Genomic DNA, 21,653 nt, shown 5'->3' with positions numbered 1-21,653 from the left:
GCCGGGTGTGGAGCAGGAAACCCCGATGATCACCAGCAAATTGCCGAACGTTGGCACCACCATTTTTACCGTGATGTCCCAGCTTGCAGCCGATACCGGCGCGATCAATCTTTCCCAGGGTTTTCCCGACTTCGACGGGCCTGACGCGCTGCGCGAAGCCCTTTGTCGCCGCACCATGGACGGCTTCAACCAATACGCTCCGATGGCGGGCCTGCCCGCGCTGCGTCAGCAAGTGGCTGCCAAGATCGCGCGTGCGTACGGCCGTGACGTCAACGTCGACACCGAGGTTACCATCACCCCCGGCGCGACCCATGCCATCTTTTGCGCCATTCAGACCGTGGTTCGGGCTGGCGACGAAGTCATCGTGTTCGATCCCAGTTACGACAGCTACGAGCCCTCGGTGGAGCTGGCCGGTGGCCGTTGCGTGCACGTGCAACTCAAGCCGGGTGACTTCTCCATCGATTGGGAGCAGCTCACCGCCGCGTTGAGTCCGAAGACGCGCATGATCATCATCAATACCCCGCACAACCCGAGCGGTGCGTTGATCAGCCGCGCCGAACTCGACCAGTTGGCGGCACTCATTCGTGACCGTGACATTTACCTGGTCAGCGACGAGGTGTACGAGCACTTGGTGTTCGACGGCGTGAAACACGCCAGCGTCTTGGCTCACGATGAGCTGTATGCGCGAGCATTCGTGGTCAGTTCGTTTGGCAAGACCTACCACGTGACCGGCTGGAAAACCGGCTATCTCATCGCACCGCCTGCGCTGACCGCCGAGATGCGTAAGGTTCACCAATTCGTCGGCTTCTGTGGCGTGACCCCTTTGCAGTGGGCGTTGGCCGATTTCATGGCGGCCTGTCCAGAGCACGTCGATGAGCTGCCAGCGTTCTACCAAGCCAAGCGCGACTTTTTTTGCGACCGCCTCGAAGGCTCGCGTTTCACCTTCACCCGCGCCGCCGGGACGTATTTCCAACTGGTCGATTACTCACAGATTCGTCCTGATCTGAACGACGTGGACATGTCGCTGTGGATGACTCGCGAGCATGGCGTGGCGAGCATTCCCCCGTCCGTGTTCTATCAGAATCCGCCCGAAGGCCAGCGCCTGATTCGCCTGTGCTTTCCCAAGCGAGAGGAGACGTTGCGTCTGGCAGCGGAAAAACTATGCGCGATTTGAGTTCATTGCCAAACCTCAACCTGGCGTTGGTGCAGACCACCCTCGTCTGGCACGACTGTCAGGCGAATCACGCGCACTTCGAGGAGCTGCTGTCCCAAGCCCAGGGTGCCGATCTGGTGATCCTGCCGGAAATGTTCACCACCGGATTTTCGATGGAGTCCGAAGCATTGGCTGAGCCTGAAAACGGCATCACGTCGCGCTGGTTGCTCGATCAGGCCAAGCGCCTCAATGCGGTCGTGACGGGCAGCGTCATCATTCGGGCGGAAGACGGCACCCATCGCAATCGCTTGCTGTGGGCCCGTCCGGACGGCGAGCTGTTGCACTACGACAAACGCCATCTGTTTCGCATGGCGGGCGAGCACGAGCACTACAGTCCAGGCGAACGTCAGGTGCAGTTCGAACTCAAGGGCTGGCGAATCCGGCCGTTGATCTGTTACGACCTGCGGTTTCCAGTGTGGAGCCGAGGTGCTCAAGACACCGATCTGCTGCTGTACACCGCCAACTGGCCCGGGGCCCGGCGTCAGCACTGGAATCGCCTGTTGCCTGCTCGGGCCATTGAGAATCTGTGTTACGTGGCGGCGGTGAACCGCGTGGGTACCGACGGCAAAGGCTTCGCCTACACCGGCGACAGTCAGGTGCTGGATTTTCAGGGCGAAAGCCTGCTGAATATTGGTGGGGCCGACGGGGTTTTTCATGTCAGCCTGTCCGCTGAAAGCCTGGATGCCTATCGCCAGAAATTCCCGGCATATCTCGACGCCGATACATTCGAGATACACTAACGTCATAGAGTTGGAGGGGGTGGCGGTCGATAGCGTTGTACCCAAACAGGAGATCGGTATGACCACCATCAGCACTTCTTCACTCGCTTCCTACACCAGCAGTTTCTCGGTTGCCGTCAAGAAAGGCACCTCGACGGCCTCTACTGACAGCGACGCCTCCACCACTACCGCTGCGGCGGGCTCTACCACCGCGCAGGCAGGCGGAGCCGGGGCTGCGGGTGGCGCAGGGGCAGCGGGCGGCAGCTCCAGTTCTTCCAGCGAGAGCGAGCAGGCCATCGAGAAGCTCGAAGAGCAGATCAAGGAAACCCAAAAGCAGTTGCAGCAGCAAGAGCAGCAATTGGCAGCGGCCAACGCCAGCAGCGGCTCTGATGAAGAGAAAGCTCAGCGCGCCATGGCGATCCAGGGCCAGATTTCCACGACCACTTCTACGCTGGCGACCCAGCAGGCCGCGCTGGCCCAGTTGCAAAAGTCTGGCAGCATCAACACCACGGCCTGACATCTCCCCCGTAAAAGCGCTCCGTGACGAAGGTCATGGGGCGTTTTCGTGTGCGTAAAGAATGGGCTTCAGTTCTTTGTACCTTGGCCGATACAAAGTGCACAGAACAGGAGTTCATCATGACGACGATCAATACAAGCACGTTGAGTCCTTACGCCAATCCTTTTACGGTCGCGCTCAAAAACGATCAGGCCACCAAGAGCGATGTGGTGACCGCCAGCGTGAACCTGCGCGGCACGGCGTACACCGAGCCCGGTAAGAAAGCGGGAGAAGCGGAGGCGCCCCAGTCGCCACGCGAGCAGATGATCAAGCAACTGCAAGATCAGATCAAAGAGACGCAAAAGGTGCTTGAGCAACAGCAGCAGCAGCTCGCCGCCGCGTTGAACAGCAAGGCTCCAGAGCAGGAGAAGGCTGCGCAAGTCATGGCTATCCAACAGCAGATCGCCGGGACCATGGCGCAACTCACCGCTCTTCAGGCGTCATTGCTGGAATTGATGAAAGGCTCCGTCAGCACCAAGGCCTGACCCACACGCCACACATAAAAAGGCCCTGGAGCGTGAGCTTCAGGGCCTTTTTTGGGTTCAAAAAACATCATCTGTAGGAGCGAATTTATTCGCGAAAGATGTAACGGGCGACACAGATGCATCGCCTGGCGTCCTTGCATCGCGAATGAATTCGCTCCTCCAGGTCTGTCATCACCGATCCTCGGGGATCAAGCAGCCTGTGCTGCGACCTCAGCCTGAATCAGTGCACGGTTCAGCGCGCTGAACAGGGCCTTGAAGCTGGCGGTGGTGATGTTTTCATCGATGCCCACGCCGTGGACCGCACGCTCGCCGTTCACGCGCAGTTCGATGTAGGCAGCAGCCTTGGCCGTGGTGCCCGCGCCGATGGCGTGTTCGTTGTAGTCCATGATCTCCGCCTTGACCGGCAGACCGGCCACCAGTGCCTCCAGCGCGCCGTTACCGCGGCCCTTCCAGTGCAGGTTGCTTTCGCCGTCACCTTTGCCCGTGACTTCGACTTCAACGGCGCTGTGACCGTTTTCTTCCTGGAGACGATGGCTGACCAGCGCGTAGGGCTTGTTGGCTTGCAGGTATTCAGTCTTGAACAGCGAGTAGATCTGCTGCGCGGTCATCTCCAGGCCCAGACGGTCGGTCTCGCCCTGAACCACTTGGCTGAACTCGATCTGCATGCGACGTGGCAGCGAGATGCCGTATTCCTGTTCCAGCAGGTAAGTGATGCCGCCTTTGCCGGACTGGCTGTTCACCCGAATGACCGCTTCGTAGCTGCGGCCGATGTCCGCCGGGTCGATCGGCAGGTATGGCACTTCCCACAGCGCGTCTTCTTTCTGCTGAGTGAAGCCCTTGCGAATCGCGTCTTGGTGCGAACCGGAGAACGCGGTGTGCACGAGGTCGCCGACGTACGGGTGGCGAGGGTGAACCGGGATCTGGTTGCACTCTTCGACCACCTTACGAACGCCGTCGATGTCGGAGAAGTCCAGTTGCGGGTTCAGACCCTGGGTGTACATGTTGAGGGCAACGGTCACCAGATCCACGTTACCGGTGCGCTCGCCATTACCGAACAAGCAACCTTCGACACGGTCAGCGCCCGCCATCAGGCCAAGCTCGGTAGCGGCCACGCCAGTGCCACGGTCGTTGTGGGTGTGCAGGCTGATGATCACGCTGTCGCGGCGGGTGATGTTGCGGCAGAACCACTCGATCTGGTCGGCGTAGATATTCGGCGTGGCGACTTCGACAGTGGCCGGCAGGTTGAGGATCACCTTGTTCTGCGGCGTGGCGTTCCACACTTCGATCACGGCGTCACAGACTTCCTTGGCGAAATCCAGTTCGGTGGCGCTGAAGGTTTCCGGCGAGTATTCGAACTGCCACTGGGTTTCCGGCTGCTGAGCGGCGTATTTGACGAACAGCTTGGCAGCGTTGACCGCGATGGCCTTGATGCCGTCCTTGTCCTGATTGAACACGATGCGGCGGAAGGACGGCGAGGTCGCGTTGTACAGGTGGACGATGGCTTTCTTCGCGCCGCGCAGGGATTCGAACGTGCGAGCGATCAGGTCTTCACGGCCTTGGGTCAGCACCTGAATGGTGGTGTCGTCCGGGATGTGGCCGTCTTCGATCAGGGTGCGCACGAAGTCAAAGTCGGTTTGCGAAGCCGCTGGGAACGAAGCTTCGATTTCTTTCACGCCCACTTGAACGAGGGTTTTCCAGAAGCGCAGCTTTTTGACCGAATCCATTGGCTCGATCAGCGATTGGTTACCGTCGCGCAAGTCAGAGCTGCACCAGATCGGCACTTCGGTAATGGTCTTGGAAGGCCAGGTGCGATCGGGCAGGTCGATGACAGGGAACGCGCGGTACTTCTTCGAGGGATCTTTGAGCATGGTCATGAGAATAATCCTTTGTGGACTCAAGGCCGAAAGAAGGCGGCCAGCCGATTAACGAGAAACGCAGATGAAGGGTCGAGGCACCGCGATTTCAGCCTGGCAGTCGTGCACTGACGAGGCTGAGGCAGCGATGTTGACGCATCAGAATGAGGGTTTGAGAGGTTTTCATGTGTCCAACCGTAACCAATGAGGTGAAAGCTGGCAAGCAGTTGGAAAAAATTGAGAGGGAATTTCAAAAGTAGCGGTATGCAGCTATTTTTTGACGGATTGCTACGTGCTTTCAGGATTTTATTGCTGGCCCGTTTCAGGTCGTGCAACCGGGGTCAACTGTAGGAGTGAGCTTGCTCGCGATAGCGTGGTGTCAGGCACTGAGCCGCTGCGGCAACGTTGGTATCGCGAGCAAGCTCACTCCTACAGCTGAAAGCCGCGTCTAGGGCTGAAACGCGTTAATGAAAATCGCCGGATCGACCCGTGCATCGTTCAGGCTCACGTTCCAGTGCATATGCGGCCCGGTGGCACGCCCGGTCGAGCCGACGCGACCCACCACGCCGCCACGGGGTACGGCGTCGCCCACTTTCACGTCAATCTTCGACATGTGGCAGAACATGCTGATGAAGCCTTGGCCGTGGTCGACGAACACCGTATTGCCGTTGAAAAAGTAATTGCCGATCAGGATGACCTTGCCCGCTGCAGGCGACTTGATCGGGGTGCCCGCAGGTACCGCGAAATCCAGGCCTGCGTGAGGGTTGCGTTCCTCACCGTTGAAGAAACGACGCACGCCGAACTTGCTCGATAGCGGTCCGTCGACAGGCTTGTCCAGCAGCAGATTGCTCGGCGTCACCGGGCTGAACGTGCGATAGGCGCGGACCTGCACGTCCAGCTCCTGCTCGATGCGTTTCAGATCATCCGGGTTCGGATTGACCTGCCGCTGATTCTTCAGAGTGATGTGCTGCTCTGGGTATTTCTTGCTACCCACAGTGAACGGCAGATTGCGACCACCGCTGCTCACCTGTTGTGACGTGCCCGGTTTGACGGTCAGCGGAATGCCGACGATGGCCTGCCAGCGCGCATCGGAATCCTTGACCACCAGCACCGGTTTGCCTTGCCACGTGGCCTTGGGCGCCTGAGCCGCAGGGCCGAGGTCCACCACCGCAACGCCGCCTGGCACCGGTTTGTTCAGCAGCCGCGAGAGGTAGCTGTCAGCGTGGGCGGGAAGGGCGAGACACAGGGCAAACGCGGCGCCTGCCAGAGAGCGGGAGATAAAAGGCAGCATCGATCAATCCAGAAGAGAAAGGGTGACAGGCGTCAGGTGATTGTCCTCAACACGGACTTGCAGTTCGCCCTCGGCCAGCTTTGCGGTGAGGCGTTGGCCGGTGTGGGTCTGTTCGGCGGCACGGATCGCCTTACCGCGCTCGTCGAGCAAAATGCTGTAACCGCGTCCGAGGGTGGCGAGGGGGCTGACCACGTTCAGCGTCTGCATCTGACCTTGCAATTGCAGGCGCCGAGACTTGAGGTTTTCCTTGATTGCCCGAGGCAAGCGCTCGGCCAGCACGTTCAGACGTTGACGCAGAAACGCTAAGGTGCGGCCGGGGTGTTGAGCCGCCAATCGGCTTTCAAGATGGCTCATGCGTACGTGGCGTTTGTGCATGTGTTGTTCAAAGGCGCGACGCAGGCGCATGTCCAGATCGTCCAGCCGTTGCGCGCGTTGACGCAGACGCTCACCGGGATGACGCAGGCGGCGGGAAATGCCGTCCAGACGCAGTTGCTCGCGCATCAGCCGATCGCGCATCCGCGTGACGAGCCGACGCTGCAGGTTCTCGACCCGGCGGTGCAGGTCGCTGGAATCTGGAGCCAGCAGCTCGGCGGCGGCGGACGGCGTGGGGGCGCGAACGTCGGCTACGAAGTCACTGATCGACACATCGGTCTCATGGCCAACGGCGCTGACGATGGGCGTCACGCAGGCATCGATGGCGCGGGCGACGGCTTCTTCGTTGAAGCACCAGAGGTCTTCCAGGGAGCCACCGCCTCGGGCCAGGATCAGTGCATCGAAGCCTCGGGAGTCCGCGAGTTTCAAAGCGCGGACGATCTGGTTGATCGCCTCGCGGCCTTGCACTGCAGTGGGGATCAGTGTCAGTTCAACTTGCGGGGCGCGACGGCGGAACACGCTGATGATGTCGCGGATCACCGCGCCCGTCGGCGAACTGACGATGCCGATACGCTGCGGGTGCAAGGGCAGGGCGACCTTCCGCTCGGCGCTGAAGAGGCCTTCGGCATTGAGCTTTTCTTTCAGCGCATCGAAGGCCAGACGCAGGGCGCCATCGCCAGCAGGCTCGACCGTGTCGAGGATCAACTGATAGTCGCCGCGACCTTCGAAGAGCGAGACCTTGCCACGCACTTTGACGGCCAGACCGTCTTTCAACGCCTGACGAACCCGAGCGGCGTTGCTGCGAAACAGCGCGCAACGGACCTGGGCGCCACTGTCTTTCAGGCTGAAATAGACGTGACCCGATGCCGGACGAGACAGGTTGGAAATCTCCCCCTCGACCCAGATGTTCGAAAACACATCTTCCAGCAACACGCGGGCGCGGCCGTTGAGCTGGCTGACAGTGAGGACTTCCCGGTCAATGCCGAGTCTTGCGAAGGGGTCTTTGATCATGGCGGGCATGATAAAGGCATTGGGGCGTGGGTCACCACATTAATAGACCTGTACGCCGCCCCTGCGGGCGCGAATTCATTCGCGAGACGTCGGCATGACCGAAACAGATGTGCCGGGCGAATGGCCAATCGCGAATGAATTCGCTCCCCCAGGGGGCGTTTTTTCTTCCGGTGAAGCGGCAGTCTCAGGATATGCTGTGCGCCGCCGCTTATCCACGGAGGACGCAATGCTCACCACCCTCGCCGAATTGTCGGGCGTCGTCGATTCACTGGGGCTCACCCCCACCGACTGGCTGTTCATTGAAGGTGGCGTTATTGCCGCCTATCTGGTCTTCGCTATTGCCGGTTTTGGCACGGCCTTGGTCGCAGGCCCCGTCCTCATCCATTTCATGCCGCTCTCGCGGATCATCCCTTTGTTGGTGATGCTGGATTTTCTCGCCGCATTCAGCCATTTGCTCCCCTCGCGGCAATCGGTGGTGCGTTCCGAGCTGTTTCGCATGGTGCCGTGCATGGCGGTCGGCTGTACGTTGGGCGTTCTCTTTCTGCTTAACCTGAAATCCGACGTCCTTCTATTAATGATGGGACTGTTTCTGATCGGTTATTCGATCTACAGCCTTGCGGTGAAAGTCAGGCCAACGCAGCTATCTGCCGCGTGGTCGATTCCGATGGGCACCATGGGTGGTCTGTTCGGGGCCCTGTTTGGGAGTGGCGGCTTTTTATACGCGATCTATCTCAATGGCCGCCTGACCGACAAATTCCAGGCCCGCGCCACGCAAAACGCGCTGATCAGTTGCAGCACCATCGTGCGCCTGAGCCTGTTTGTGATCACCGGGGTGTACGCGCAAATTTCGCTGCTGGTGCTGGCGGTCTGCCTGTTGCCTGCGATGATCGTCGGCTCCTGGATCGGGCGGCGGCTGGTCATGCGTCTGTCGCGAGAAATGTTCGTGCGGCTGGTGACCTGGATGGTGCTGATCAGCGGCATCACGTTGATCGGTCGCTACCTCGCGGGCTGAAGGCCATACTTGACGTCGTCGGCGGTGGTATTAAGCTGCCGCCCCCCGATCACGCGTCAGACAGGCCCGTCATGAACACCCAGAGCATCATCGTCCCGCAAATCTCCAGCTTCCCGGCCCATGAAGCCAAGGCGCGGGCGATCCTGCGTTGGCTGGTGAAGCTCGGCGTGGTCGAGGAATCGCTGACCACCTGCGGGCGCAGTTTCAACCGCATGGCCTACGCCATCGCGCCCGGTGCGCGGCGCTTCGTCGAAAACCCCGATGCGCTGCCTTATGGCCAGGCAATCAACGGCCTGGAGATCGTGCTCAAACGCTGCATTTATACCCCGCAGGTCGGCTTTAAAGAGGAAGCCGGATGCCCCGAGTGTCGGCGCGAAATCGGCGAGGCATTGTTCGACAGCCTGGAAGAGTGGATGCCGGGCCACACCGACAACTTCATGTGCCCGGAATGCCGCCACGAAGACGACATCAATGGCTTCCTTTTTCTCGACCCGTGCGGCTTTTCCAACCTCGGGTTCATCTTCAACAACTGGCTGGACGCGGGGTTCAAGACCAGCTTCGTGGAAGAGTTCGCCGAACGTCTGGATCGTCCGGTGTCTTTCGTCAAAGTCCGGCTATAACACTAAAAACCTGTGATAGAGCAGCACGATCACGCTGATTATCAAATAGGCTGATCTTTACATTGAGCAAGGGCAGGTGTCTGGGTATAATGGCGCGCTTCCATTTTCCCGCTCGGGAGCCCAGCGATGCTGCGTATCAGCCAAGAAGCCCTTACATTCGACGACATTCTCCTTGTGCCCGGTTATTCCGAGGTGCTTCCCAACGAAGTCAGTCTGAAAACCCGATTGACCCGTGGCATCGAACTGAACATCCCCCTCGTTTCCGCCGCTATGGACACCGTCACTGAAGCCCGTCTGGCAATCGCCATGGCTCAGGAAGGCGGCATCGGCATCATCCACAAGAACATGACCGTCGAGCAGCAGGCTGCCGAAGTGCGCAAGGTCAAGAAGTTCGAAGCGGGTGTGGTCAAGGACCCGATTACCATCGAGGCAGACGCCACCGTTCGTGACCTGTTCGAACTGACCCGTCAGCACAACATCTCCGGCGTTCCGGTCCTGCACGACGGCGAGCTCGTCGGCATCGTGACCTCCCGTGACGTGCGCTTCGAAAACCGTCTGGATGTGCCCGTCCGCGAAGTGATGACCCCGAAAGAGCGTCTGGTCACCGTGCACGAAGGCGCTGACAAATACGAAGTCCGCGAGTTGCTGCACAAGCACCGTCTGGAAAAAGTCCTGATCGTTGACGACAAGTTCGCGCTCAAGGGCATGATGACCGTCAAGGACATCGAGAAATCCAAAGCCTACCCGCTGGCCAGCAAGGACGATCAAGGTCGTCTGCGCGTCGGCGCTGCGGTCGGCACCGGCAAGGACACCGGCGAGCGCGTCACCGCGCTGGTCGCAGCAGGCGTTGACGTCATCGTCGTCGACACCGCTCACGGTCACTCCAAAGGCGTGATCGACCGCGTTCGCTGGGTCAAGCAGAACTTCCCCGACGTGCAGGTCATCGGCGGCAACATCGCCACCGGCGCTGCCGCTCGTGCATTGGTCGAAGCTGGCGCTGACGGCGTCAAGGTCGGCATCGGCCCCGGCTCCATCTGCACCACCCGTATCGTCGCAGGCGTGGGCGTTCCGCAAATCAGCGCGGTTGCCAACGTGGCTGCTGCACTGGAAGGCACAGACGTTCCCCTGATCGCCGACGGCGGCATCCGTTTCTCCGGTGACTTGTCCAAAGCGATCGTGGCCGGTGCCTACAGCGTGATGATGGGTTCGATGTTCGCCGGTACTGAAGAAGCACCGGGTGAAATCGAACTGTTCCAGGGCCGTTCGTACAAGGCGTATCGCGGCATGGGGTCGTTGGGCGCCATGTCCCAGGCCCAAGGTTCTTCGGACCGTTACTTCCAGGACTCCTCCGAAGGCGCCGAAAAACTGGTGCCGGAAGGCATCGAAGGCCGCGTTGCCTATAAAGGCTCGCTGTCCGCGATCATCCATCAACTGATGGGCGGCCTGCGTTCTTCCATGGGCTACACCGGCAGCGCCGACATTCAGGAAATGCGTACCAAGCCTGAATTCGTTCGCATCACCGGTGCTGGCATGGCTGAGTCTCACGTCCACGACGTGCAGATCACCAAGGAAGCACCGAACTATCGGGTCGGCTAGCCTCCCGGCGGCAAGTTATAAGCTACAAGCTGCAAGCCGATCGTAGTGCCAGCGCTTTCAAGGCCAAGCACCACATACGGCTTGCAGTCTCCCTACATCTTGCGGCTTGGACCTGAAGCTTGCAGCTGCGCCACTTGCAGCTTGAAGCTTGAGGCTCGAAGCTGCTCTAGAAGAGTCTCCCAATGGCCCTCGACATTCACGCCCACCGCATCCTGATCCTGGACTTCGGTTCCCAGTACACCCAACTGATCGCCCGTCGCGTACGTGAGATCGGCGTGTATTGCGAACTGCACCCGTTCGACATGGACGACGAAGCGATTCGCGAATTCGCACCGAAGGGCGTCATCCTCGCCGGTGGCCCCGAGTCCGTGCACGAAGCCAACAGCCCGCGCTGCCCGCAAGCCGTGTTTGACCTGGGCGTTCCGGTGTTCGGCATCTGCTACGGCATGCAGACCATGGCCGAGCAGCTGGGCGGCAAGGTCGAAGGTTCCGAACTGCGTGAATTCGGTTACGCCCGTGTCGACGTGGTCGGCAAGAGCCGTCTGCTCGACGGCATCGAAGACCACGTCGACGCCGACGGCCTGCTGGGTCTCGACGTCTGGATGAGCCACGGTGACAAGGTCACCAAGCTGCCGTCCGAATTCCACATTCTGGCCAGCACCCCGAGCTGCCCGATTGCCGGTATGGCGGATGACACCCGTGGCTACTACGGCGTGCAGTTCCACCCGGAAGTGACCCACACCAAACAGGGCGGCCGCATCCTGTCGCGCTTTATCCTCGACATCTGCGGCTGTGAAGCGCTGTGGACCCCGTCGAAGATCGCGGAAGACGCCATCGCTCAAGTTCGTGCCCAGGTCGGTACCGACAACGTGCTGCTGGGTCTGTCCGGTGGTGTTGACTCCTCCGTGGTCGCAGCCCTCCTGCACAAGGCTATCGGTGATCAACTGACCTGCGTCTTCGTTGACAATGGCCTGCTGCGCCTGCACGAAGGCGAGCAAGTGATGGCCATGTTCGCTGAGAACATGGGCGTCAAGGTGATCCGCGCCAACGCCGAGGACCAGTTCCTCAACAACCTGGCTGGCGAAAGCGACCCGGAGAAAAAGCGCAAGATCATTGGCCGTACTTTCATCGACGTGTTCGATGCCGAGTCCACCAAGCTGCACAACATCAAATACCTGGCTCAGGGCACCATCTACCCTGACGTGATCGAGTCCGCTGGCGCCAAAAGCGGCAAGGCACACGTCATCAAGTCGCACCATAACGTGGGCGGCCTGCCGGAAGAGATGAACCTGAAACTGGTCGAGCCACTGCGCGAACTGTTCAAGGACGAAGTCCGTCGCCTGGGGCTGGAACTGGGCCTGCCGTACGATATGGTCTACCGTCACCCGTTCCCGGGCCCAGGCTTGGGCGTACGCATCCTCGGTGAAGTGAAAAAGGAATACGCCGACCTCCTGCGTCGCGCCGACCACATCTTCATCGAAGAACTGCGCAAGGCCGACTGGTACCACAAAGTCAGCCAGGCCTTCGTCGTGTTCCAGCCCGTGAAATCCGTGGGCGTGGTCGGCGACGGTCGCCGCTACGCCTGGGTTGTCGCCCTGCGCGCCGTCGAGACCATCGACTTCATGACCGCACGTTGGGCGCACCTGCCTTACGAACTGCTGGAAACCGTCAGCGGCCGCATCATCAACGAAATCGAAGGCATCTCCCGCGTGACTTACGACGTGTCGAGCAAGCCGCCTGCGACGATTGAGTGGGAATAAACCCACTTTGTCGCTGCCTGATCTTGCATCGCATCATCAGGCAGTGACCCGGTTGCATCGGCGGTGCGGGCGGTTCTCCGCTGCACACGCCGTCTGGTGACTATGCCCATGCATGGCCTCGCTCCGGGTTTCGTAGGGGTGAATCTACCGCTCCACCACCGCCATCGCCGACCAGTCCTTCTCCCCCCATCCCTCCGCGATAGCCTGCTCCATGGTCTTCTTCACCTCCTGCGCAGCCGGCAAGTGACAACCCTTTTCCTGGGCGGCATCCAGCGCCAGGTTTACGTCTTTCAAACCCAGTGTCAGCGTGAAACCCGGTTCGAATTCTGCCTGGGCGATTTTCGCGCCGTAGCGTTGGTAGCTGGGGCAGGCAAACAGGGTTTGGGTGATGATTTCGAAGAAGGCGCCGGGGGCGAGGCCGTGGCTTTTTACCAATGCGGCACCTTCGGCCAGTGACTGGATCGCCTGAGTGATCATCAGGTTGCCGGCCAGTTTGGCGATGCTGGCTTGGCTGGGTTTATCGCCGAAGCGCCAGGTCTTTTTGCCCATCACCTCGAACACGGGACGGACGCGCTCCAGGGCATCGGGAGCACCGGCGGCGAGGATATTCAGCTGACCCTGGGCGGCGACGGCAGGAATGCCGAAGACCGGCGCCGCGACGAAGCCAATACCGGCCTTACGATGAAGCGCTTCGAGTTCATCCACCAGCGTCGGCGACAGCGTGGACATGAGGATATGCACGGTGCCGGGTTTGGCGGCTTGCCAGGCTTTTGTCGCGATGAGGGTTTCCCGTACGGCGGCGTCGTGGCTGAGCAGGGTGATCACGATGTCCTGCTCAAAGGCCTGGCTGACATCGTCCAGAACGCGAACTTCATCGAGATCGGCGAAGGCCTGGCGGCTGCGGTTCCAGGCGCTGACGTGGAAACCTGCGCGAACCAGGTTGGGGATGATGGCGCGGGTCATGCTGCCGACGCCGATGAATGCAATGTTCATGAAGTGCTCCTGAATCAAGTGTGCGAGTGGTTCGGGCTTGAACAAAGCCGGGATTCGGTTGCGTCATCAGTGGGCAATGACACTCGTCGAGCTCTGGCGACTTCCTGCCGGGAACCCCTTTCGGCGAGCAGTCGAGGCGGTGATGAATGCGATCAGCAAAAGTCCCAGTAACGCCCACGGAAATGAGCTGACGCCGAGGCTGTCGAGCAGAAGTCCGCCGAGAACTCCGGCGCCTGCGATGGCGCAGTTCCAGACCACGACGTTCATCGACAGCGCGGCATCGGCTGAATCCCCCGCAGCATCCGCCAAGGCGGTTTGTAACAGGGTCGCGGCGCCGCCGAATGACAACCCCCAGATGAACACGGCGGCGTACAGACCAGCGGCTGAAAACTGGAACAGCGCCAGCAGCAAAGAAATCAGGGCAAAGCTGCCCAGGCTGATCAACACGGCGCGGCGCAGGTGGTGATCGACCAGGCGGCCGGTGATCCAGATACCCATTAGCGACGCAGCGCCGAAGACCAGCAGAATCAAATCGACGCTTTCTTCAAGTCCGAACCGGGCCGCGAACGGTGCGATGTAGGTGTAGAGAATGTTATGCGCGAGCATCCACGCAAGGACGACTGCGAGGACCGGACGAATGCCGGGTTTGCTGAGCACCGCGAGAACAGACTCGCGCTTGCTGGCGATCTGACCGGGGTAATCCGGCACTTTGACAAGGATCCAGGCCACCAGCCCTACCGTCATCAACGACATGACGGCAAAGGACCAACGCCAGCCCAGCAGGTTGCCCATCCAAGTCCCCAGCGGCACACCCAGTGACAGCGCGACGGGCGTGCCGACCATGGCCATCGCAAGCGCTCGGCCCTGATTGACCGGCGCCACCATGCGACGCGCATAACCGGCGAGCAGACTCCAGGCCAGTCCCGCTGCGGCACCCGCGAAAAAACGGGCGGCGAGGGTCAGGACGACATTGCTCGACAACGCGGTCAGTGAGTTGAACAGCAGAAAGCCGATGACGGTGGCGAGCAGCACCCGACGGCGACGCCAGCCTTGCGTGGCCAACGTGAGAGGAATTGCTGCAGTCACCGAGCCCAGCGCGTACGCGGTCACCATCTGCCCAGCAAGAGAGGGTGAGATGTCCAGGCCACTGCTGATCGCCGGTAACAGTCCTGCAGGCAAGGTCTCAGTCATGATGCAGATGAAGCCGGTCATCGCCAGCGCCAGCAAAGCGCCGACCGGTAATCTCTCTCGATCATCGTGCATAGTTTCAGAATCCCGTGATTTATGTATCGATTGGTATTAATCTAATCGGGCATCTCGAACGGGGTCAACAACTTCTGTATCGAGCAGTATTTAAGTCCTGAACTCAAGGAGACCAACGATGGCTCAGATGGGGCGTCCACGGACATTCGACCGAGCCCGTGCAATTGACGAAGCCATGCTGCTGTTCTGGGAGCATGGTTACGATTCCACGTCGCTCAGCCAGTTGAAGGCAGGCATCGGAGGTGGCATCACGGCGCCGAGCTTTTATGCGGCGTTCGGCTCCAAGGAAGGGCTGTTCAACGAAGTCGTCGACCGGTACCTGGACACGTACGGTCGAGTCATGGACCCGGTTTTCGACCCCGATCTCGCGCCTAGAGATGCGGTCGCGAGCGCGTTGAAATTGTCAGCGCGGATGCAATGTGCCGACGGCCATCCAAAAGGGTGCATGGTTGCCTTGGGAACGATGGGCGCTTGCGCGCTGGCCAGTGACAGCGTCCGAGCACCACTGGATACCGCCCGTGCGCGCAACAGGGCGGGGCTGCGCGCGTGCGTCGAGCGTGGAATTTTTGCCGGGGAGTTGCCAGCGCACACCGATGCGATGGAATTGGCTGCCGTGTTCGAAAGCTTCCTGCTCGGCATCTCGACGTTGGCCCGAGACGGCATTGCGCTGAAAGTGATCGAAGGCGCCATCGATCGGCTCATGCTGGTCTGGGACGCGCCGACCGCTCGCTGATAAACCAGGCTTCTTTGAAGCCTGGTCAGCTTTAAGCATCTACCTTCGCAAGCCGGATGCCGTCTCAACGACGCATCCGGCTTCGTCGTTCAGGCGACCTGTTTCAACCCCATCAACGCCAATGCCTTGGCCAATTCATCGAAGCTTTGGAAGCGGCGTTGGCTTAGCAGGGGCCATTCCGCGCGCTGGATGAAAACCTCCGTTTCCTCGACGATGATCGGCGTATACACCAGTGCGCCGGTACGACTGCGGTGGATGAGTTCGGGTACTTGGCTGTCTCGCTGGATGGTGAAATTCCCGGTTTTCGGCAGCCGGGATTCGAGAGAGGGTGGGCGCGTCAGCGAGACGGCGCGGCGGCCGGGCACGGCCATGCGCAGGCGGATGTCGCTTTTGACGGTGCCAGCGGGTTGCCCCATGACATCCGTGACCTCGGCTCCAGGATCGATGCCATAGCCGGTGGTCTCGCTCACACTGACGTCCTCAATGCGCAATCCGATCACGCCTTCCAGTTCGGACAGCCCTGTGGCGCCTTTCATGGTGTTGACATGGGCGTTGCCGACCAGCGCGATCCATTTGCCGCCGCGCAGCGCGGCCTGATCCGCGCGAATGACGGTGTAAGCGAAGTAATTCATCATTTTCAGACGCATGTTGTCCGCCGGGTCAGGCATACCCGCCGTGCGATAGCTGGCCATGCAGTCGATGGCGCGAATCCGGATGCGGTGGCGTTGAGCTGTTTTGACCAGGTTCAAGAAGGTGTAGCGCCCCGATTGGTCGGTGAGGTGGCCCCGGTCGAGTTCGTTCAGGTACGACTCCAGGTTTTCCGGCATTTTTCCGGTCTGGGCGAAGAGGTCGAGATCGGCCTGATGCAGATCGGTCATCACGTGTTCCAGATACAGCGTCCTGACGTTCTGCTTGGCGAATTGCCCCATGTTATCGATAAGAAACTGTTTGCTGCCGACACTGCTGTGGCTCTCACCGATCACCAGCCCCTGAGCGTCTTTGTAAAGCTGTTTGAGCGCGACCTTGGGCGAGGCTTCGGCGGCAATGTCCGGTATCGCCGGGCGTTGGGGCAGGTGCAGGTCGGCGTAAAACGCGTTGACGTCGCTCACCAGGCGTTGGCGAATCTCAAAGAAACGGTCAATAGGGTCGTTCTTTTGCAGGGAAAAATATTGCCCGGTGAAGGGCTTGTTGTCGGGGGCTTCGACGCGGTAGCGCATGCCTTCCCTCAATTCCACCGGCATGTCGTAGGGCGTCGGCAGGGCCGCTGTCGAGGGCGCGACCGACGCCCCAGAGGTCGGCAGTTTGCCCATCGCACCGCCCCCGCCGCGCAGGCCTTGGCGGGTCATCGCCTCCCATTGACCTGCTTCGTTCAGGCGCACCGGCAGATTGCGGGCGAAGGAAAAAGGGTATTCGGGATCGACGATGACCCAATGCTTCAGCTCCGCGACGTAACGCACACGGTAGGCAATGTCCTCAATCGATATGAAAGTCTGGCCGGTCTCCGACGCGTAAATGCCACGCATTCGACCGGCTTGAGCAGGCAGGGCGTAGCTGTCGAGCAGCTCGTTGGTTTCGAATGGCGCGAGCGGGTGAGAAGTTACGGTCGGTTCTGCGGGGGCGGCGCTCACGATTTCTTCCTCAGCAGCGGGCAGACCTGCGGTCTCCGGAAGCACGGCTGGTTCCTCTGCCACGGGGATCTCGGGAAGCTCCCCTGCGGCGCCTTGCACCACAAACAGCCCATTGAACAACACGTCGATGCTGCCAAAGATCGCCCCCAGCACGCCATTTTTACGTTCGGCGGTGGTGTGCCCATGTATCGCTTGATCGATGTTCAGGCCCACATCCGCCAGCCCCGCGCCCACGGCGGCCAGTGCAATCGGCCAGTCCAGCGCTGCCAGTGAACCGAAGGTCTTGGCAAACGCCTTGAGGTAGCCCATCCACATCAGCTCACGCAGTTCGCCGTTGGAATGCAACGCAAACGCGGCATCGTCCGCCATGCGGGTTTGCGTGGCATTCCGGAGGTGAGCGAAGGGGTCTCCTGTGATCGATTGGTTATCGCGATTGACGATCCGCTCCGTGCCCGCGCCCCAGTGGCTGAACATTAGATCGATCGCGTGGTGTAGCCCTGTCTGGTGATCGGTCTCGGCGTGGGTGGACAGTGTGAAATGCGACATGAAACGTGCGCGGTTTTCGACTTCGTTGGTGTGCGTCATGAGCCACCATTGCAGGTCATCTGGCGTGTCGAAGACATGGAAAGCATCGACCTCGCCCGGCAGGTAGAGAAACTGCCGCCCGCTGTCCTCGACGATGCGCAGGATATCGCTGGCGGCGTAGCCTGCAATGTCCAGTTTCGCGAATCGCACGCCCTCCGGCGGCGCGGTTGGCGCCTGCAGCATGGCCAAGGTGATCGGTTGGCTTGGGTCCAGGCCGATGGCGTGCATGAGGGTGTTGAACTGCTCAGACGTCAGGGCATTGCTGTGCCGATCCTCGACGGCTTTGGCGATGAAGTTGGCCTTGGCCAGTGTTTTGAAATCATCTGCGCAGTCGTGCCAGAACGCGGTCATTTTTTCGTCGAAACGGGTCTTGAAATCCAACGCCCAGAACTCGCCCATGACGTCGCCCGGCAGCAAGCGCACTTCGTTGGTTTCGTTGAACACTTCGCTGTCAGGGCCTGCCGTGTAGAAACCGCTCATGGCCTGCAACGCATCGGCATTGTCCTGGTCGTTGGCGTTGAAACGGCGCATGACCAGCTGCGGCAAGGTCAGGGATTCGACCGGCGGGTCCAGATGTTCCCAGCCATTGAAGGTGCGCGGGCTGGTTCCGGTGCGGTCGAAGCGGTGCCAGTAAACGGCGTCCGGCTCCAGCGAGTCGAGGCCATGTTTGCGCAGAATGCCGTTTGCGGCTTCGCGCGCCATCTCACGCATGTCCGGGCAGCCCTCGACCACGTGGCGACTGATGTTGTTGAGGGCTTGTTGGTCTGCGCTGATGGCGGGGGTGTCGCGGGTAATGGAAGGCATGATCGTCGTCCGTGATGAATGAGTCTTCAGCTTCCTGATTCACGCCACTCAGAGGGTGTTAAATATGTATCGCACCGTTCCGTCACTTGCCGTTCGCGACGGGGTCTTCTGAAGCCGGACGCCGGATGCAGGCACATCCGGCCTCCTTTTCCTTTACGTCATCCCTGACATCTTCAGCGCGAAGGCCAATTCGTCAAAGCTGCCATAGCGCCGCCCGCTGATCAGCGGCCAGTCGGGGCTTTGGATGGACAAGTGCTCTCCGCTGACGGATATCGGCACGTAGGTCACTTCGCCTTCCTGGTTCTTATAAATCAGCTGTGGCGACTCCCCAGAACGCTGAATCGCGAAGTTGCCGGGGCGTCGCAGGCGATACCCCAACGAGGTCGGCGTGCGCAGGAAGTGCGTTCTGATACCGGTGGTGACCATTTGGAGTCGCAGGTCGCTTCTGACCCGGCCTGCCGGCTGACCCATCGCAGTCAGTACGTCCTCGCCGGGGTCTGGCTCGAAGCCGATCACGCCGCCCGTTGGCACGTCGCGGACACGCAGGCCAATCGCGCCTTCGATTTCCGCCATACCTGGAACACCTTTGAAGGCATTGGCGTGAGCGTTTCCGACCAGCGCAATCCATTTGCCGCCTGCCCGTGCGGATTCGTCGGCGGCGATAACGGTGTGTGCGAAATAATTCATGAGCTTCAGTCGCACGTTGCGTTCGGGGTCGGATATGCCAGCGACGCGGTAGCTCGTCATGCAGTCGATGGCCCGGATGCGCACGCCGCATTTGTTGGCCGTTCGCACGAGATTCTGAAAGGTGTAAGTGCCAGTCGAGTCGGTGAAATGCCCCCAATCCAGGTCTTCCAGGTACGACTGCAAGGCTTTTGGCATGCGGCCGGTGCGGGCAAACGTGTCCAGATCCACCTGATGCAGGTCGGTCAGCACATGCTCAAGGTAAAGGGTTCGCACTTTCTGTTTGGCGAGCTGCGCCATGTTGTCCATCAGGAATTGCTTGCTGGCGACGCTGCTGTGGCTTTCGCCGATCACCAGACCTTGATGGTGTTCGTAGAGTTGCTTGATGGCTGCCTTGGGCACGGCATCGCGGGGAATGTCGGGAACGGGAGCGCGCTCAGGGAATTGCAGGTGGCTATAGAACGCATTGGCGTCGGCTGTCAGGCGTTCCCGGATTTCAAAGAATCGATCGAGGGGGCCGTTGTCGGTCAGCGAGGCGTAGTACCCTTCGAACGGCTTGTTGCTGGGGCTTTCGACAAAACCGCGTATGGCCGGCCGCAGGTCTTCCGGCATGTCGTAGGGGGTCGGCGACGCCGCAGCGGATGGCGCAATCGTTGCGCGACCCGACAGCGTGCTGAACGCCTTGCCGCCGCCCCGCAAGCCACGCCCGACGATGGGCTGCCATTTGCCGTCGGCGCCGAGTCGCACCGGGATGTTGCCGTGGAAGGAGAACGGATTGTCAGGATCAATGACCACCCACGTGTTCAGTTCGTTGACGAAGCGCACGCGATACACCTCGTCGGCGATAGCGATGTAGGTCTTGTCAGTGCCCTCCAAGTAGACGCCTTGCATCCGACCCTCGGCGGGCGGGGGCGTCAGGGTGTCGAGCAGCTTGTTGCTTCTGAATGCGCGTAACCCCGTGTCGGTTTCGACTGACGGCATAACGCTGGATGACACCGGGGCGGCTGCATCGAGCGCGGGAGGTGGCGACGGCTCTGGCACCTCTTCGAGCGGGGGACTGACGGAACGCTGCGACGCAATTTCACTCACTTCGGGCGCCACGGCTTGCAGCAGAAAGACGCTGTTAAACAACACGTCAACACTGGCGAAGATCGCGCCCATCACGCCGCTTCTACGCTCCGCGGTGGTGTGGCCATGAATGGCCTGATCGATGTTCAGCCCGACGTCAGCCAACCCTGCGCCGACGGCGGCCAGCGCGATGGGCCAGTCCAGTGCGGCCAAGGCACCAAACGTCTGACCGAAGGCTTTGAGATACCCCATCCACATCTGCTTACGGAGTTCGCCGTTCGAATGAAGTGCGTAGTCGGCGTCCGCTTGCATGCGGCCTCGCGTGCAATCGCGCAGGTGCGTGAACGGATCGCCTGCCACGGTCTGGTCATTGAGGTTGATCACCTTGAGCGTATGCGGCCCCCAATTGCTGAACATCATGTCCAGCGCGTGGTTGAGGCCGGTGGTGTGATCGCTCTCGGCGTGCATGGCGAGTGGAAAATGCGACATGAATCGGGCGCGATTGCTGGCCTCGTTGGTGTGGGTCATCAGCCACCATTGCAGATCATCGGCCGTATCGAAGACCTGAAAGGCATCGACCTCCCCCGGTACGTACAGAAATTGACGGCCATCCGGTTCCACAAATCGCAGGATATCGGAGGCGTCGTACCCGGCAATGTCCAGCTTGGCGACACGGACCCCTTCGCCCAGTCGGCCCTCTGCTCGAAGGGTTGAAAGGGTGATGGGTTTTATCAGGTTGATGCCCACGGCGGCCATCAGCGAGCTGAACTGCTCACTGGTCAGGTGCGCACTGCGGTGGTCTTCGATGGCCTTGGCGATGAAGTTGGCCTTGGCCAATGTTCTGAAGTCTTCAGCGCTGTTTTGCCAGAACGCGGTCAGTTGAGTGTTGAAACGCGTCTTGAAGTCCAGCGTCCAGAACGCCTCCATGACGTCTTGGGGCAGCAGGCGTATTTCATTGTGTTCGTCGTACGCCTGAGCCTCCGGCCCGCCGGAGTAGAAACCGCTCATGGCTTGCAGGTCGTCGGCGGCGTCCTGATCGTTGGCGTTGAACCGGCGCATGACCAGTTGCGGCAGCGTCAAGGATTCCACGGGTGTGTCGAGGTGTTCCCAGCCGTTGAACGTGAGCGGGCTGCTCGCGGTGCGGCTGAAACGGTGCCAATAGACGGTGTCCGGCTCCAGATTGCCAAGGCCGCGTTTGCGCAGGATATTTGCGGCGGCCTCACGGGCCATCTGGCGCATGTCTGGACAGCCTTCGACCACGTTTTGGCCGATGGTATGGAGCGCTTGTCTCTCTGCATTGACGGCAGTGGAGGCGCGGGTAACAGGAGGCATGATCGTCGTCCTTGATGAATGAGCCTAGAGCTTCCCGATTCGCCTCGCTCAATTGGTACTAAATATGTACCGCAG

At 60.5% G+C, this 21,653-nt stretch carries 16 protein-coding genes; 9 read left to right on the top strand and 7 right to left on the bottom strand.

Features of this window, described 5'->3' with window-relative positions; genetic code table 11:
- The first annotated feature begins 25 nt into the window (after positions 1-25).
- From GVN17_RS02550 to GVN17_RS02535, 4 genes are all read left to right on the top strand, one after another.
- Positions 26-1,174, top strand: a complete 1,149-nt coding sequence (locus tag GVN17_RS02550) for a pyridoxal phosphate-dependent aminotransferase (RefSeq protein WP_166593647.1) — start codon at positions 26-28, stop codon at positions 1,172-1,174.
- On the top strand, positions 1,162-1,953 hold the full coding sequence (locus GVN17_RS02545) for an amidohydrolase (protein ID WP_166593646.1): 792 nt from the start codon (positions 1,162-1,164) through the stop codon (positions 1,951-1,953). The genes GVN17_RS02550 and GVN17_RS02545 overlap by 13 nt, the downstream gene beginning before the upstream one ends.
- Positions 1,954-2,011: 58 nt before the next feature.
- Positions 2,012-2,449: a hypothetical protein gene (locus GVN17_RS02540; protein ID WP_166593645.1), complete on the top strand. Its 438-nt coding sequence runs from the start codon at positions 2,012-2,014 to the stop codon at positions 2,447-2,449.
- A gap of 119 nt (positions 2,450-2,568) precedes the next feature.
- On the top strand, positions 2,569-2,973 hold the full coding sequence (locus GVN17_RS02535) for a hypothetical protein (RefSeq protein ID WP_166593644.1): 405 nt from the start codon (positions 2,569-2,571) through the stop codon (positions 2,971-2,973).
- Positions 2,974-3,161: 188 nt separating this feature from the next.
- On the opposite strand, the gene leuA is transcribed toward GVN17_RS02535, so the two are convergent.
- The 3 genes from leuA to xseA all read right to left on the bottom strand — a co-directional run bounded on the left by leuA (position 3,162) and on the right by xseA (position 7,500).
- Positions 3,162-4,847, bottom strand: a complete 1,686-nt coding sequence (leuA, locus tag GVN17_RS02530) for a 2-isopropylmalate synthase (protein WP_166593643.1) — start codon at positions 4,845-4,847, stop codon at positions 3,162-3,164.
- A 427-nt stretch (positions 4,848-5,274) separates the two neighbouring features.
- Positions 5,275-6,117 carry a M23 family metallopeptidase gene (locus GVN17_RS02525; RefSeq protein ID WP_166593642.1) on the bottom strand — a complete coding sequence of 281 codons (843 nt, stop codon included), beginning with the start codon at positions 6,115-6,117 and terminating at the stop codon, positions 5,275-5,277.
- A 3-nt stretch (positions 6,118-6,120) separates the two neighbouring features.
- On the bottom strand, positions 6,121-7,500 hold the full coding sequence (gene xseA, locus GVN17_RS02520; protein WP_166593814.1) for an exodeoxyribonuclease VII large subunit: 1,380 nt from the start codon (positions 7,498-7,500) through the stop codon (positions 6,121-6,123).
- Between the two features lie 226 nt (positions 7,501-7,726).
- Between xseA and GVN17_RS02515 the strand changes: the two genes are divergently transcribed.
- The 4 genes from GVN17_RS02515 (at position 7,727) to guaA (ending at position 12,488) form a co-directional block, all read left to right on the top strand.
- Entirely contained in the window at positions 7,727-8,512 is a 786-nt protein-coding gene (locus GVN17_RS02515; protein ID WP_166593641.1) for a sulfite exporter TauE/SafE family protein, read from the top strand.
- 71 nt (positions 8,513-8,583) lie between these two features.
- Positions 8,584-9,132, top strand: coding sequence for a sugar ABC transporter ATPase (locus GVN17_RS02510; RefSeq protein WP_166593640.1), 549 nt, complete (start codon positions 8,584-8,586; stop codon positions 9,130-9,132).
- A gap of 126 nt (positions 9,133-9,258) precedes the next feature.
- A complete protein-coding gene (guaB, locus tag GVN17_RS02505; RefSeq protein ID WP_166593639.1) occupies positions 9,259-10,728 on the top strand; it encodes an IMP dehydrogenase in 1,470 nt (489 codons plus the stop codon).
- Positions 10,729-10,910: 182 nt separating this feature from the next.
- Positions 10,911-12,488 (top strand): glutamine-hydrolyzing GMP synthase, encoded by a 1,578-nt coding sequence (guaA, locus tag GVN17_RS02500; RefSeq protein WP_166593638.1) that lies wholly within the window; start codon positions 10,911-10,913, stop codon positions 12,486-12,488.
- 144 nt (positions 12,489-12,632) lie between these two features.
- Here the strand turns inward: guaA and GVN17_RS02495 are convergent, their stop codons facing one another.
- The gene (locus GVN17_RS02495) at positions 12,633-13,481 is read right to left on the bottom strand and encodes an NAD(P)-dependent oxidoreductase (protein WP_166593637.1); all 849 of its coding nucleotides are present in this window, start codon (positions 13,479-13,481) and stop codon (positions 12,633-12,635) included.
- 66 nt (positions 13,482-13,547) lie between these two features.
- Positions 13,548-14,744 carry an MFS transporter gene (locus tag GVN17_RS02490; RefSeq protein ID WP_166593636.1) on the bottom strand — a complete coding sequence of 399 codons (1,197 nt, stop codon included), beginning with the start codon at positions 14,742-14,744 and terminating at the stop codon, positions 13,548-13,550.
- A 118-nt stretch (positions 14,745-14,862) separates the two neighbouring features.
- Between GVN17_RS02490 and GVN17_RS02485 the strand changes: the two genes are divergently transcribed.
- Positions 14,863-15,477 (top strand): TetR/AcrR family transcriptional regulator, encoded by a 615-nt coding sequence (locus GVN17_RS02485; protein WP_166593635.1) that lies wholly within the window; start codon positions 14,863-14,865, stop codon positions 15,475-15,477.
- 89 nt (positions 15,478-15,566) lie between these two features.
- On the opposite strand, the gene GVN17_RS02480 is transcribed toward GVN17_RS02485, so the two are convergent.
- Together GVN17_RS02480 and GVN17_RS02475 are read right to left on the bottom strand one after the other, a co-directional pair.
- Positions 15,567-18,494, bottom strand: coding sequence for a membrane-targeted effector domain-containing toxin (locus GVN17_RS02480; RefSeq protein WP_166593634.1), 2,928 nt, complete (start codon positions 18,492-18,494; stop codon positions 15,567-15,569).
- Between the two features lie 153 nt (positions 18,495-18,647).
- Positions 18,648-21,578: a membrane-targeted effector domain-containing toxin gene (locus tag GVN17_RS02475; protein ID WP_166593633.1), complete on the bottom strand. Its 2,931-nt coding sequence runs from the start codon at positions 21,576-21,578 to the stop codon at positions 18,648-18,650.
- Positions 21,579-21,653: the final 75 nt, after the last annotated feature.

This window comes from Pseudomonas sp. SLFW (assembly GCF_009905615.1).
GTDB classification, from domain to species: domain Bacteria; phylum Pseudomonadota; class Gammaproteobacteria; order Pseudomonadales; family Pseudomonadaceae; genus Aquipseudomonas; species Aquipseudomonas bambusae.
This window is presented reverse-complemented; position numbering and strand designations above follow the sequence as displayed.

Excerpts from the sequence above, each read along its gene's own strand:
- GVN17_RS02535 (WP_166593644.1), top strand. The coding sequence starts at position 2,569 with ATGACGACGATCAATACAAGCACGTTGAGTCCTTACGCCAATCCTTTT.
- GVN17_RS02515 (WP_166593641.1), top strand. The coding sequence starts at position 7,727 with ATGCTCACCACCCTCGCCGAATTGTCGGGCGTCGTCGATTCACTGGGG.
- xseA (WP_166593814.1), bottom strand. The coding sequence starts at position 7,500 with ATGATCAAAGACCCCTTCGCAAGACTCGGCATTGACCGGGAAGTCCTC.
- GVN17_RS02545 (WP_166593646.1), top strand. The coding sequence starts at position 1,162 with ATGCGCGATTTGAGTTCATTGCCAAACCTCAACCTGGCGTTGGTGCAG.
- GVN17_RS02525 (WP_166593642.1), bottom strand. The coding sequence starts at position 6,117 with ATGCTGCCTTTTATCTCCCGCTCTCTGGCAGGCGCCGCGTTTGCCCTG.
- GVN17_RS02475 (WP_166593633.1), bottom strand. The coding sequence starts at position 21,578 with ATGCCTCCTGTTACCCGCGCCTCCACTGCCGTCAATGCAGAGAGACAA.
- GVN17_RS02480 (WP_166593634.1), bottom strand. The coding sequence starts at position 18,494 with ATGCCTTCCATTACCCGCGACACCCCCGCCATCAGCGCAGACCAACAA.
- GVN17_RS02490 (WP_166593636.1), bottom strand. The coding sequence starts at position 14,744 with ATGCACGATGATCGAGAGAGATTACCGGTCGGCGCTTTGCTGGCGCTG.
- guaA (WP_166593638.1), top strand. The coding sequence starts at position 10,911 with ATGGCCCTCGACATTCACGCCCACCGCATCCTGATCCTGGACTTCGGT.
- GVN17_RS02485 (WP_166593635.1), top strand. The coding sequence starts at position 14,863 with ATGGCTCAGATGGGGCGTCCACGGACATTCGACCGAGCCCGTGCAATT.
- leuA (WP_166593643.1), bottom strand. The coding sequence starts at position 4,847 with ATGACCATGCTCAAAGATCCCTCGAAGAAGTACCGCGCGTTCCCTGTC.
- GVN17_RS02510 (WP_166593640.1), top strand. The coding sequence starts at position 8,584 with ATGAACACCCAGAGCATCATCGTCCCGCAAATCTCCAGCTTCCCGGCC.
- guaB (WP_166593639.1), top strand. The coding sequence starts at position 9,259 with ATGCTGCGTATCAGCCAAGAAGCCCTTACATTCGACGACATTCTCCTT.
- GVN17_RS02540 (WP_166593645.1), top strand. The coding sequence starts at position 2,012 with ATGACCACCATCAGCACTTCTTCACTCGCTTCCTACACCAGCAGTTTC.
- GVN17_RS02495 (WP_166593637.1), bottom strand. The coding sequence starts at position 13,481 with ATGAACATTGCATTCATCGGCGTCGGCAGCATGACCCGCGCCATCATC.
- GVN17_RS02550 (WP_166593647.1), top strand. The coding sequence starts at position 26 with ATGATCACCAGCAAATTGCCGAACGTTGGCACCACCATTTTTACCGTG.